This is a genomic window from Corynebacterium tuberculostearicum, from assembly GCF_046097465.1.
Lineage (GTDB): Bacteria > Actinomycetota > Actinomycetes > Mycobacteriales > Mycobacteriaceae > Corynebacterium > Corynebacterium tuberculostearicum_I.
The window spans coordinates 730,474-744,454 of sequence record NZ_CP175799.1 but is presented as its reverse complement, the minus strand read 5'-3'; the positions used below and the strand labels follow the sequence as shown (position 1 = coordinate 744,454).

General features: G+C 57.1%; 9 protein-coding genes and 1 pseudogene. 7 read left to right on the top strand and 3 right to left on the bottom strand.

The genetic code is table 11. The annotated features are described in order from the left end of the window. Nucleotides 1-81: 81 nt before the first annotated feature. On the bottom strand, nt 82-981 hold the full coding sequence (locus tag ACKFRX_RS03600; protein ID WP_250410731.1) for a glycosyltransferase: 900 nt from the start codon (nt 979-981) through the stop codon (nt 82-84). Between the two features lie 124 nt (nt 982-1,105). Here ACKFRX_RS03600 and ACKFRX_RS03595 point away from each other — a divergent pair, with 124 nt between their 5' ends. The 7 genes and pseudogenes from ACKFRX_RS03595 (at nt 1,106) to ACKFRX_RS03565 (ending at nt 8,236) form a co-directional block, all read left to right on the top strand. Continuing rightward, nucleotides 1,106-2,731, top strand: coding sequence for an LCP family protein (locus tag ACKFRX_RS03595; protein WP_408928137.1), 1,626 nt, complete (start codon nt 1,106-1,108; stop codon nt 2,729-2,731). Nucleotides 2,732-2,756: 25 nt separating this feature from the next. After that, a complete protein-coding gene (locus ACKFRX_RS03590) occupies nt 2,757-3,419 on the top strand; it encodes a TIGR03089 family protein (protein WP_179387498.1) in 663 nt (220 codons plus the stop codon). 45 nt (nt 3,420-3,464) lie between these two features. After that, nucleotides 3,465-4,202: a sulfite exporter TauE/SafE family protein gene (locus ACKFRX_RS03585; protein ID WP_408928136.1), complete on the top strand. Its 738-nt coding sequence runs from the start codon at nt 3,465-3,467 to the stop codon at nt 4,200-4,202. Nucleotides 4,203-4,705: 503 nt separating this feature from the next. Continuing rightward, nucleotides 4,706-6,097 (top strand): hypothetical protein, encoded by a 1,392-nt coding sequence (locus ACKFRX_RS03580; RefSeq protein ID WP_408928135.1) that lies wholly within the window; start codon nt 4,706-4,708, stop codon nt 6,095-6,097. 148 nt (nt 6,098-6,245) lie between these two features. Then, a pseudogene (locus ACKFRX_RS03575) lies at nt 6,246-6,407 on the top strand (glycine betaine ABC transporter substrate-binding protein); the annotation flags it as partial. 161 nt (nt 6,408-6,568) lie between these two features. Further along, on the top strand, nt 6,569-7,888 hold the full coding sequence (locus ACKFRX_RS03570) for an amino acid permease (protein WP_408928134.1): 1,320 nt from the start codon (nt 6,569-6,571) through the stop codon (nt 7,886-7,888). A gap of 57 nt (nt 7,889-7,945) precedes the next feature. Next, the gene (locus ACKFRX_RS03565) at nt 7,946-8,236 is read left to right on the top strand and encodes a YrhK family protein (RefSeq protein ID WP_408928133.1); all 291 of its coding nucleotides are present in this window, start codon (nt 7,946-7,948) and stop codon (nt 8,234-8,236) included. Between the two features lie 266 nt (nt 8,237-8,502). Here ACKFRX_RS03565 and ACKFRX_RS03560 read toward each other — a convergent pair whose 3' ends face one another. After that, nucleotides 8,503-9,822 (bottom strand): MFS transporter, encoded by a 1,320-nt coding sequence (locus tag ACKFRX_RS03560; RefSeq protein ID WP_408928132.1) that lies wholly within the window; start codon nt 9,820-9,822, stop codon nt 8,503-8,505. Between the two features lie 430 nt (nt 9,823-10,252). Further along, entirely contained in the window at nt 10,253-13,918 is a 3,666-nt protein-coding gene (locus tag ACKFRX_RS03555; protein WP_408928131.1) for a SpaA isopeptide-forming pilin-related protein, read from the bottom strand. Nucleotides 13,919-13,981: the final 63 nt, after the last annotated feature.

The window sequence follows — 13,981 nt, the reverse complement described above, 5'->3', positions numbered from 1 at the left end:
ACAGTTTTATTCTGTGATTTTCTGAGGGACAGTGTAGAGCGTATGGCGCGCAATCCAGGTCAACGGCACGCGCACCGGTTCTTAAGAACGTGCCGAGGCTGAGGCAATCAGCCCGCGGACTCGCAGCCCCAGCCACAACGCGCCACGCAGCGGGGCCTGCCACCATGCGGGGTGGCGGTCTGCCTGAAAGCGATAGGCGGAGTTGTGGTGGGCGCGCAGCATCGCTCCGGCGTGCGCTTGGGTGGAATGCCCCTTGGCGTGGCTGATGACGGCCTCCGGGCAGAAGATGTTTTGGTAGCCGGCGCGCGTGAAGCGATCTCCTAGGTCCACGTCTTCGAGGTACATGAAATAGCGCTCATCAAACCCGCCGATGGCGTCGAAGGCCTCCCAGCGCACAAGAAGGCAGGAACCGGATAACCATCCGGCCGGGCGCTGAGCGGTCATATCGGCTTCATCGCGGTAGGCGCGCGACCATGGATTGGACGGCCAGATAGAAGAAAAGAGTGCGTGCCCAATGCCGGTAGCCACGGTGGGCACGGCGCGGGCCGAGGGATAATTGCTGCCATCCGGTTCCACGATGCGCGGGCCCACGGCCGCAGCATCCGGCCACTGGCGGGCGCACTCGATGAGCTGGTCAATAGATCCCGGGGTAAAGGTGACATCGGGATTAGAGATAAGGAAAAATTCCTCATCCACGTCACCGTGCTCGCGGGCGAAGCGGGCACCCGCATTCATGCCAGCGCCGTAGCCGATATTCCCGCCGGTATCGAGAAAGTCCACCCCGGCGCGTTCGCGGGCCGCGGCCTCGGGCACGCCGTCGGTGGAGCCATTATCCGCAAGCACGACCTTGGTGCCGCGGGCGCAGGCGCCCGGCAGGGAGTCCAAAAAACTACCGAGGTATTCACCGGGACTATAGGTCACGGTGATCACGGCCAGCGGGGATTGATTTGGTGTAGTCACAATGGCCCCGAGCTTAGTCACAGGCGCTCCTCGCACTGGGCAGGGACACTGCCCGAACACGCGAAATCGGACGCGGATCACTAATTTTTGGCTTTTCTGCCCTAAACTGTCTCCAGATCCCCACCAATCTAGAAAGCCTCCACTTGTGACTTCTGAGAACACTCGCCGGGCGCGCACCATCCAGCCGGCCCCCTCTGCCGCTAGTGCGGTAAAGCAAAAAGGTTCCACGGCCATCAAGGCGATCGTGGCACTCCTGTCTGCCTTGATCCTGGTCGTATCTGGCGTGGGTTATGCCACCGTGGGTCGGCTGGATAATGGCATGTCTTCGGCCACGGACTTGTCCCTGGACGGCCAAGGCTTGTCCGGTGACTCGCTCGATGGCGCGGTGGATATCTTGCTGGTGGGCAAGGATTCGCGTACCGATGCCAAGGGCGACCCCCTCTCTGAGAAGGAATTGGCGGACCTGCACGCCGGCGTGGCCGATGGTGAGGAAAATACCGACACCATGATGCTCATCCGCGTTCCGGAGGACGGTTCCCGCGCTACCGCCGTATCCATTCCGCGCGATACCTATGTCAAGGATCCGGACTACGGCAATATGAAGATGAATGCCGTCTTCGCCTCCCACAAGAACGCCAAGGTGGAAGAGCTGGAGCAGGAGAATGCCGAGGCCGAGGCCAAGGGCAAAAAGAAGCCGCACTCGGATAAGGACATCGAAAAGCAGGGCGTCGAAGCCGGCCGCGAAGGATTGCTGGCCATGGTGCGCACCCTGACCGGTGTGTCTATTGATCACTACGCCGAGGTAGGCCTGTTGGGCTTTACCCTGCTGACTGATGCCGTCGATGGCGTAGATGTCTGCCTCAACGATGACGTTGATGATGACATGTCTGGCGCTAAGTTCAGCAAGGGCAAGCAGACCCTCGACGGCGCCAAGGCCCTGGCTTTCGTGCGCCAGCGCTATAACCTCCCGCGCGGCGACCTCGACCGCATCGTGCGCCAGCAGGCCTTCATGGCGTCCCTGGTCAATAAGATCCTGGACAATGACACCCTGGCTAATCCTTCCAAGCTGTCCAAGATTGCCAAGGCGGTAGAGCGCTCCGTGGTCATCGATGAGGGCTGGGACATCATGGGCTTTGTCACCCAGCTGGCCGGCCTTGCCGGCGGCAATGTCACCTTCACCACTATCCCGGTAACCTCCATCGACGGCCAGGGCGATTATGGCGAATCCATCGTCACCATCGATGCCGCCGAGGTCCACCGCTTCATGGATGACCTAGCCAAGACCCATGATGAAGCCACCGATGAGTCCAAGGCCGAAGATAAGGACAAGCAAGAAAAGGCGGACAAGGACGTCGATCCGAATATCAATATTCACGTCCTCAACGCTGGCAATATTGATGGCTTGGCCGCCGGCATCGGCTCCTGGCTGGAGGGCAAGGGCTACACGGTAGAGCGCTCCGCGAACGCGCAGCCGGGCATCTACAGCGAGTCGCAGGTCGTCGCCGCCGATCCGACGAGCGAGGATGCTAAGGCCCTGGCCAAGAAGCTGGGTGGGTTGCCGGTGGCAGAGAATCCGCAGCTCGACGATGACACCCTCATCGTGGTTGCTACCGATGATTACCAGGGGCCTTCCGATGAGGAAGCCAGCGACGAGCAGCCGGAGGAAGACACCTCCAGCCAGCCGGTTGGCACCCCGGGCAATGACTTCGGTACCGCCAAGGTTTCCCCGGAGATCGACGCTGGTGGCGACGGCCCGCGCTGCGTGAACTAGCACTTCTCCCCTACGATGGGCGGGTATGGAACTACTCGCCCATCTTTTGCGTGCCGACGCCGCCTCCCCGCGGCTTACCGTATATAACGAGGCCACCGGCGCGCGCATGGATTTTTCCGCGCAAACGCTCGACAATTGGGTGGCCAAGATCGCCAATATGTTGGAAGAAGAGCTCGACCTAGAGGCGGATTCCACCATCGCCATCGATCTTCCTTCCTCGTGGCAGGCGGCCGTTGTGGCCTTAGGCGCGCTCGCCTCTGGCCCTTCCTATAGCTTTGGCGAGTCTGCCGCGCTTGCCGACGTCGTCTTTACCTCCCCTTCCCGCTACGCGGCCGCCCACGAGCGCCAACCCCAGGCCGACATCGTGCTCATCAGCGAGGACCCCTTTGGCCGCGGCGTCGTAGAGTCCGGCGGGGAGCTGCCCACCGGCGCCATCGATTTTGGCCCCACCGTGCGCTTTTATGGTGATCAGTACTTCGCCGAAACCCAACCGCTGCCCCAGCTTGTCGATGCCCCCGCATCCGCCGAGCGCCTGCTTTCTACCGGCTGGTCCGATAATGAGTCTTTCTCCCGCGCCGTGCTCGAGCCCCTAGCCGCTGGCGGTTCCGCGGTCATCGTTGCCGGCATGTGCCCGGCCGAGCGCTTAGAGGAAATCGCCGCCAATGAGAAGGCCACCGCCCGCCTCTAATAGTTTCAGAAAGCAGCCCGATCCCGGATACACTTAGCCCTCGTTATGTTTCTGGGAATCTCTATGGACGCATGGTCCTCTATCTTCATCGGCGTCCTCATCCTCGCCGGCACCATTACTCAGGGCACCATCGGCTTTGGCTTAGGCACCATTGCCACGCCCATTATCGCGCTCATTAGACCTGATCTAGTGCCCACGCTCATTCTGCTGCTCGCACTGTGCATTTCCAGCTATACGCTCGCACGCACTTTCCGCGAGACGTCCTGGCGTGTCGTAGGAATCTCTTCCCTCGCTCGTATTCCCGGTTCTCTGGTGGGCGCGTGGGCAATCGCCAGCCTCTCCCCCGATGGGCTGTCCATTTTTATCGGCTGCGCCGTGCTCCTTGCTATGACGCTATCCAGCTTGGGCTGGAGCCCTCGCCCTACCACCGCCAATACGCTCATCGCCGGCGTAGCCTCCGGCATCCTGGGCACCTCGACCTCCATCGGCGGCCCGCCCATGGCGCTCATCATGAAGCGCTTCGACCCAAACCGCACCCGCGGCACCTTGGCGGGCACCTTTGTCCTCGGAACCTTAATTTCTCTTATAATTCTGGCATTTAATGGGCAGATCAGCGGCACCCAGGTGACCGCAGCGGCGGCCTATTTCCCCCTTGTTGTCGTGGGTCTCATTGCCGCCAACTACCTCAACCGATTTATAGATAGGCACCTCCTCAACCGCATCGTCATCATCGTGGCCATCTGCGCGGCGCTCATGCTTATTGCCGAAGCCGCCCTTTTCTAGCCCTACTCGCCACCCCTCAGCGGAAGGCCCCGGCAGGTTCCTGTTGCAAAATACACCAACCTCTGCCATGTAAACGCCCATAACTTACGACACGTAACATTCACTAGCGGGCATTTTATAACCCTTCCCTACCCCGCTTAAATGCAGCGTACGACGCATATTGTGACGTGTCCACAACCTTTTAACGGGACCCCAAACGCCTTCCAGAGGCCGCCAAAACACCCCCATATAGGGGCCCACTCCCTTCGTGCCGATTCTCGATTGTATAGACAATCATCCATCAATATTTTTGCACGTACTATCAGCCGCTTAGCGGGAACAAACACCAATAAACAGGTTGGTCTATATAAAAAATACCCACCCGCCGGGGTGGCAAATATATAGACATCTAAGAGATGAATTAATTCTGAGCCTGTTTTAGCGTTTTCTTAGCGCAACATTGAGAGTTGCTGGATTTCATTCATAAGTTCATTCATTTTCTACCTGCCTAGGAGAAGTTCTATATGTCGATTCGTCGTCGCATGACCGGCCTGACCGCCGGCCTCATCGTCGCCGGCACCGCATTCGCGGCACCGCTGGCTGGCGCAGCTACCCAGACCGAGTCCTACCCGGAGACCCCGGCCCTGAACCCGGACCTGCCAATCATCCACACCACCCACGGTTCCGACCACATGAAGGCGAACATCTTGAACCCTCGCCCGGTATGTAACCCGTGGGAGGACCACCGCACCGTGGTCTACAAGGTCTCCGACCGCTTCCTGCCGGCCGGCACCATCTCCACCACCAACCAGACCAAGAAGGACATCCCGCTGCAGCAGGATCTGTCCAAGTCTCAGTCCATCTCCCTTTCCGTCAACGGTGACCGCACCGAGACCACGTCCATGAACCTGGGCGGCAAGGGCTCCAAGAAGGGCGCTGAAGGCTCCTTCGGCATCTCTCACGAGATCGCCACCAAGATTGGTGCTAGCGCTTCCTACTCCCTGTCTTGGGATGCTGGCCAGTCCATCGGACCTTACGACGTTCCGCCAAACCACACCGGTGAAGCTACCTACGGCTTCCGCGTGCTGAACATGACCGGCACCCAGCAGTACTGCAAGCCAAACGGCACCTGGTCCACCCCGACCGCATGGAACGCAATGCAGCCGGTAAAAAACGAGGTTCGCGTCAAGCTGTACGATAAGCTTTCTGACTCCTACGCTCCTAACAAGGACGCTCAGAACACCACCGATGTCAACGACCCGAAGGTTGTTGAAGAGGACAAGAACCTCGAGGCTGACGCAGAGGTCGTCAAGGAGTCCGAGGGCAACGCCAAGGAAGCAACCGAGAAGGTCTCCGAGGCAGAGGGCAAGAACGAAGAGGCTGCTGACAAGAAGAAGCAGGAAGAGGTTGATGCCAAGGAGGACAAGAAGGACTCCAAGCACAAGCTCGACCTCGAGCCTTACCTGACCGTTTCCGGCGCTAAGCACGCTGGCTTCGCAGGCACCGTTGCTCTGCGCGCTAAGAACGTTGGCTCCGAGCGCTACTACGGCGAGTTCCCAGCTACCCAGTTCCGCGTTGACGTGAAGACCGCTAAGGGCCCGAAGGGCGTTGACCGCCTCATCACCCCGCGTTCCTCCAACGGCGCTCACATCCGTGACCTGGGCTTCAACGAGAAGACCTCCACCCGCTCCTTCGAGGTAACCCTGGCTAACCCGATTAACGCTGGCGAAGAGGCCCGCATCGCTAACCTGGACTTCGGCGACGGCAAGACCAAGGAAGGCCGCCTCATCAACAACATCCAGGTAACCCAGACCTCCCGCATCAAGGGTGATGACTCCAAGCACAACGACCAGAACGTTGACTCCCGCGAGCACACCCTGAAGGACACCGGCAAGAAGGCTGAGGGCCTGTTCTAAGAACACCCCACTTCTGCCCTAGGGACATAGTTTCCTAGCCAGTCACTTCCAGAAGGCCGCTGCACCATCAAACGGTGCAGCGGCCTTCCTTCATGTTCCCCCTCCCCATACACGTCATCACTCCGCTCCAGATGCTCCCACCGAGGCCCTGGACGAGCACCCAGAAATTGCAGAGCTCTTCGCTCCTCTTTCGCAGCTGCTTACCGACGAAAAGATGCAGGAACTCAACGCCCGCGTCGACGTCGACGGCGAGGACTACACCACCGTGGCGCTGGATTTCTTGAAGGAAGAAAACCTGATCGCGGACTAGCTGCGACACCTTAACAAGATTCCCAATAACCGCTGCACCACCCTTGGTGCGGCGGTCTTTTACATTTATTTAACTTAGATCACAAATTTGCTTTCGTTCTCCATAACCTTCAGATAGATTGTGTATGTTGTCTCGTTCACAAAAACTGGAGGATGAATTCTATGTCTCACGCGACTGCGAATGCGCCTGCTTCACCAGCCAGCCCACCCACCACCGGCAGCGCACGTACTTCACACAGCAACCGGGTGACCACCAATAAGGCCGTCAATAGCCAATGGACCATCACACTCTTCGGCACTGCCGTAGGCGCAGGCATCCTCTTCCTGCCGATTTCGGCCGGCAGCTTCGGCTTCATCCCACTGCTTGTGGCTACCCTGCTCATCTTCCCGATGACCTACCTGGCCCACCGCGCGTTCTCCTGGATCATCAGCTATTCCCCACTACACGGCGAAGATGTCCTCGCTGTACTCACCCACTTCTTCGGCCGCGGCAATGGCATCATCCTGGCAATCATCTACTGGTTCACCATCTTCCCGGTGGTGCTTATCTACGGCGTATCGATTACGAATACGGTCGATAGCTTCATCGTCAACCAGCTGGGCGGGCCGGATATCTCCCGCTACATCCTGGCGCCGCTGTGCGTGGGCCTCATGACACTCGCACTCGCCTTTGGCAACGCCATCATGCTCAAGATTGCCCAGTTCGTGGTCTACCCGCTCATCGTGGCGCTCGCAGCGGTATCGCTCTACCTCATCCCGCAATGGGACTTGGGCTCCTTCCTGGAGGCCGGCGACCACAGCGCCGGCGGCGTGCTCAAGGCCATCATCCTCATCCTTCCGGTCTTGGTCTTCTCCTTCTCTTTCGTTGCCGCCATCTCCCAGTTCTCCCTGGGCATGGAGAAGGAATACGGCGCGGACCACCACGCGCAGTCCGATAAGGTCATCCGCAACTCCGCCATCCTGCTGACTATCTTCACCATGTTCTTTGTCTGGTCCTGCGCCCTGGCCATGGGCGCGGACGGCATGCAGGAGGCTAATGACAAGAACCTGCCGGTGCTCTCCTACTTCGCCAACGAAACGGGCACGCCGTTTATGGCCTACATGGCGCCCATCGTCGTGATCTGTGCGGTGGCCTCCTCCTACTTCGGCCACGCCCTGGGCACCATCGAGGGCACCCAATACCTCTTCAACCTGGCCGCGCCAAAGGCCACGAAAAAGATGTCTACGCGCACGCTCGACCTGTGGACCTACCTCTTCATCTTTGTCGCAACCTCCCTGGTGGGCATTTTCAACCCCTCCATCCTGGATATGATTTCCGTCGTAGGCGGCGTCTTCTTCGCCTTCATGACCTACCTGCTGCCCATCTGGGTCATCTACCGCGTGGAGGCACTGGCGCGCTTCCGGAGTAATAAGACCAACTATTTCGTGGCGATCATGGGTCTTATCGTGCTCTTCGCCACCATCTGGGGAATGTTCCAATAATCCCACAAAAACATGGTTCGACAAGGCCTTTTCCTCTCTGGCAGGGTGGGAGACATCATGTCAGAACAGGAAAAGGATCCCGACCTAAAGATTAAGCTCGGACAGAACAACGAAATCAAAATTAAAAACAAGTACGAGACGTTTTCCATCGCCAACGACATCGCCATCTCCGTGGTCTTCATCCTTGGCTCGGTGCTGACGCTGGCCGGCATGTCAATGGTCGCCACCGTCTTCTACCTTCTCGGCAGCTTGGGCATGGCAGCCCGCCCAGCCATCCGCTTGAAGCGCCGCACGCACCTGCAGCGCATAGGGGCGAATGCCAATACCGCCGAAAGCTACGACTACTAGGAACAATGGGCAGACGGGGCTAACAGTAAACTTTCAGCAACTGGCAGCGACCTATCAGGCGCAATCCATTGCAGTAGCAGCCCCGTACCCCATACTTAAATCATGCGTTTGAGAGAGCGCATACGAGAGAGATAGAGAGAACCCCTCAGTTTCCAGAGGGCGGCTTTAAGCCGATACATGGAAACACCTTGTAGAGAGAGACGCCTGCGGCCCTCGGTTCCATTTAGGTTCCGAGGGCCGCAGGCGTTTTGGACTACCGCAAGGTGCTACTCATGCAACTTATTCTTCTTTGAGGCGAAGAGAACCGCGATGCCGGTCACCAGTGCTGCGGCCACCAAGTAGAAAGCGGGGGCGAGCTGGAGGCCAGTGACGTCGATAAGCCAGGTGGCAATCATCGGTGCGGTACCACCGAATACGGCGTTGGCGGTATTAAACGTCAGCGCGAAGCCAGACAGCCGCACATGCGTGGGGAATTGCTCGGAAAGGAAGGAGGGCAGGACGCCGTCGTTAAGCGCCAGCACCCCGCCCAGGCAGACCTGGATGATAATGACGAGGAAGAGCCCGGCGCCGTCGAGAAGCATGAAAGCCGGAATGATGGTCACGCCCATGAACGCGGCCGCGCAGAGCATCGTCGTGCGGCGACCAAGACGATCCGAAAGCATGCCGGTGAGCAGGGCAAAGCCCACATAGAACGCGGACGCCACCGAGGACGCAATAAACGCCGGCGTCGCGGCCATGCCCAGCTCCTCCGACAGGTAAGTGGGCAGGTAGGTCAAAATGACGTAGAAGCCAATGGCATTGAGCACCGCACCCGCAAAGGCAATGGCCAGGGCTTTGGGGTACTTCAGAACCTCGCGCAGCGGGGACTCCTCTGGCTCGTCCTGGTCCTCAAAGTGGGAGGACTCCTCCGTGTTGCGGCGAATCCACAGGCCATACAGTCCCAAAGGCAGCGCAATCAGGAATGGTACGCGCCAACCCCAGGATTCCAGGGCGGCATCATCAAGCACACCAGTCAGCAATGCCGCAATGAGCGAGCCCAAGAGCAGGCCCGAGGCCGTCGCGGACGGCACCACCGCCGAATAGATGCCACGCTTGCCGGCCGGGGCAATCTCAGCCAGGTGCGTGGCCGCGCCCGCATACTCGCCAGCGGCGGAAAAGCCCTGCACCATGCGGCACAGCAATAGCAAGATGGAGGCGGCAAAGCCGATGGTGGCATAGCCCGGCAGGAAACCAATGCACGCTGTTGCCACCGACATCATCACAATAGACACCGTCAGTGTATGGATGCGCCCGTATTTATCACCAAAGTGGCCCCACACGATGCCACCCACCGGCCGCACCAGGAACGACAGCGCGAAGAGCGCAAACGTCATAATCAGCGCGCGGCGTCCTTCCATCTCTGGAAAGAACACCCGGGAAATAATCGCGGACATATAAATATACGCCGCATAGTCGAACCACTCGATAAAGGTGCCGATAAACGCCGCCTTAATGGCCGAGCGATGCTGGCGCTTTGTATCTTCTGTATCTTCCACCCGTGCCGGCGAGGCGTCGCTGGCTGGGGGTTGGGCTGTGAGAGGAGACATGCTCCTCACCTCGATTCTGTAGCTCTACAAGCAGGTGAAACGGCGCAGCCTGACTGCGCGCATACCTTCAAACCTACAGAAACCAGTTATATTCTACGTCACTTTCACGCGCCAATGTTACACACATCCGCCTCTGCCCCGCTTTCCGACGCCCTCCCCACCCCATTCCCAGCCACTAACAGCAACCCAACAGCCGGACCCCATGGCCGCTACAGCCCAGTGCCCCATACTGAGATTGTGCGTTTGAGAGAGCGCATATGAGAGAGAACCCCTGCAGTTTCCACAGGGCGGCAGCTGCCGATACATGGAAACGACATGAGAGATGCCTGTGGCCCCCAGCTCCGAAAGGAACCGGGGGCCACAGGCGTTTCTACTGCCCTAGCAGCTCACGCTGCCAATGCTGCAGGCCACAGCAGGACCAGTGCTTCTACTATGCGCGACGGCGATTACCCAACAGCGCACCCGCTGCCATAATCACGCCACCCAGAAGCAGCCACGGAGCAATACCGTTACCACCAGTCTTAGGCAGGTCACCAATCCAGACGTTGGCGATGGTAGCGGTGCCGACGATTGCCTTTCCGTCTACCTTGTTCGCAACTTCCATGACTGGGAAGTTCTGCTCGCTCACGTAAGTGTTCTTTTCCTTGGACCAGAACTGCAGACCCTTTTCAGGATCGGAATCCAGGCGGAACTTCAACGGTTCAGGCAGAAGCTGGTAATTCTCGCCATCTCCACGTGCAGGAGCTTGTACCTCCACCAAGGTGTATTCAGTATCGAGATCGAGTCCTTCAGCTGTGAAGGTCTGAAGGTCATCCGAGGTCATCTCGATTGTCTCCTCACCATCGCGACGAACTTCGAACTTGGCTCCCTTGACCGGCTTGTAATCATCCGGATTGTCGCCATCCGCCGAGACCTTGGTAATGGTGAGTCGGCCCTTTTCAGGAGTAGGCTGCTCGGGCTTGTCCTCAATCCAGAAACTCTGCCCCTTATCAGCGATGTCACGGTGACTTACAACCTCAACATTGCCATCGCGTACAACCGTTTCGAAGAATACATAGCGACCTGGCTCCAACTTCTTTTCGTCTCTTAGAGTCTTAAGGTCAACCTCAATGTCCCAGGAGCCCGAGCCCTTTGCAGAAACGTTCTTGGTGGATTCCCAAACCACACCTTCATCGGAAGAGCCATCTGCGCCTACTCGATGAAGCTCAGTCTTCAGTTGGTAATCCTGGTTTCCAAGTCCGCGGTAGTCGATACGGTCGTACGCCATATCTGCGTTGCTCAGGTTCGCCCTGTTTACGCGCTGCTCACCGAAATTACCCTTCTCCAAGGTTGCAGTAGTGCTCATCGCGGAATTTCCTTCATCTCCACGACCAGGGATAAGGATGGTCTGGACTGCAGTAATGTTACCGTAACCGTCATCCACCTTGTGCTTGTATTTCAGCATTTGGTAGTTGATGGCCTCATTGCTGAGATCCTTTTCATTCAACAAGTAGTCCACGATACGGTCGCCGCGACCATAGATCTCGTAGCGAAGGTTGCGCGCCTTGATATTGAGCGGATGCGGATTCTTCGCATAGCTGCTTTCCAAAATCTCGTCGGTGTAACCAGCAAGCTTTAGTGCAGCAACGTAAGCGGCTTCGAATGCTTGGTCACTATTAAGCTTGTCCAGACCAGCTTCCTGTGCGATTGCTTTTGCATTCGCGCGAATTGTCGTCTTAGCCTTGCCCGAATCATTCTCCTTGTACGCCAAAGAGTTTACGATGTAGCTAATTGCACGCTGGCGATCCTCAGTGATCGAACGGGTGCCATCGACCGGGCTTCGGTCCACTGGGAATTGATACCAATCCTTAGGATCCTTGCTCGGGTTGTTACCAGGGTAGCCCAAATGCGGTTCAACGCACAGGCCGCCAAACATGACGACTCCATCTTGATCCTCAATTTGGAATGGACCGGCAGAGTTTCGGAAGATATCGCCGTTAGCAACAGTGATACCTCGCATTGGGAACAGCTCAGTTGTTCCTTCGCCGTAACTCCAACCACCGGATTCAGTCTTGGCAATGTCCTTGCCCTTTAGCTTCACAGTCGTCTCAGACTTTTCCGGAACTGCACTGAACGCAGACTTAACTACAATTTCAGTACCTTCCTCGATCAATGCACTATCGACCTTCTTGCCATCCTTCATCGGGAAGACCTTGTAGGTCACAGCGTCGGAGCTACGCGCAACCAACTGCTTGCCCAGCGAGTATCCAGACTGAAGGCCGGTAGTTCCCTCGGAATTCGACGTGATATCGAAGGTGTAGCCTTCGATTCCCACAATGCTATTAGGAGCATTTACTGTCACCTCGGCGCCCTCAAACTGGGCACGAGAACCGACGGTAATTTTGTCCTCAAACGGGCTCTTACGGCTGACGGTCGTGGAGCTAGCGGTAATGTCCTCAGAGATGAGCTCAAAGGTGTTATTCGGCGAGGAGTAATTTGCAGCAAGAGCTCCCGGGCCCAGCGGCTTTGGGTTCATCTCATCCGTGACTGGAGCGGTCGCCTTCTTGCGGAATCCCATGTCAACAACGATTTTTCCGCCCTTTGGCACCTCAGTGCCTTTTAGGCCAGTAAACGTAAGACCGCCCCACCAGTCACTGTTTTCTACGTCCGTGGTTACCGGGTAGTCCTCTTGGGCCTTTCCCTCCAGCTCTTTAATGACGTTTCCACTAGCATCAAGGACCTTGAGCTTAGGCGTGCTTACATCATTATCAAGGTACGCACCATTCACATGACCGATCTGAGCGGTAACTTCATCATCGAGAATGGCTCCGTCATCGAAGGTACGCTCCATTTCGATGTCAAAATCGCTGCGCGAACCGTCTACTGGCGATACCGAAGTACTAAGTTTGCCATCCGCGTAGTCCTTAGTCCAGGTCTCTGCCTCTACGTCATTGCTTGGATAAGAAACCTCCCCCGCAGACTTGCCCTTGGTCGGGTTTGCCCAGAAATAAACGTCAAAGTCGTTTGCAGTGCTATTCGGTGTCGCTCCAAGCTTGACATCAACGATGTCTCCGTAGCCAGTATAAAAGTCTACGAACTTTTTTCCAGTATTGGCATTGTCCTGATTACACTTTGAAGCATCGATCTCAATGACGCTTGCTTTACCGTTGGTTTTCTCTAGAACCTTAACCGCCTGGTTCTTGAAAGCACCATCCATCCGACACAGCTCGGTAAATCGCTTGTCATTTTTGTTCCACTTCCGCAGAACGATAGGGCCTTCGTCAAGACCACGGGTCAAATTCTCGCGGTTGTCGCGGATAATGATCTTGTTAAGGAACAACGTTTTTTCTACAGTTTCGCCACCGATCTCCGTCTGCAAAATTGGATTGTTGGTTACGGAGTCTTGAACACTGACATAATTCAGCTCAATCCGTCGCGTTCCACCAGCATCCGGGGTGGTATCGATTGCGCGGTTTTCTTTGTTGGCCTTATCAATCTTCTCCTGCTCCTCAGCAGAAGGATCCGGCAAGAAACCAGCATCCTGAACATCAGCCTTAGCCGGAATATCATCCGCATCCAAGATCGAGTACTCACCCTCCTCGGAAGACTTAACCTTCAAAGTCAACGTCTCCGGCGGAGTGGTCTTCAAGCCGTAGTAATCAATAACGATCTTGTCCAGATCAGCATCGTCATCATGGACGAAGCCATAAGCATCTTCATCAACAACATCGCCGTCAGCTTCTACCTCGACGATTTCATCGATGCCAGCATCGGACTTGCGGCTAATGCCGTACAGCGCGTCATCGGAGACCTTCTCTTCCCCAGAGAAGCTGTCGTGCCATGCACCGAACTCCCGGTCATCAATCGTCACAGTGTCAATATCGCCGTCACGCTCAACACTAATCGGATCCTGGTAAAGAACCGGCTGCTCTTCGGCTTCGCTAGCCTGTGCGGGCTCTTCCTGATCCAGCGAAGTCTCAGCTACATCAGCCTCGGTTACTTCAGCTTCGGTTTCCTCCTGTGCATAACCAGCAGGAGCAAGGAGCATCATAGCGCCAACCAAGGCAGCTACGACACCAAAGATAAATACAGCCATAGAGCCGCGAGAGGCGCTCATGGCAAAATTCTTAAGATGAGACACTGTAGCTCCAATTGGGGATAGAGAGGGAAGGGAATTCTT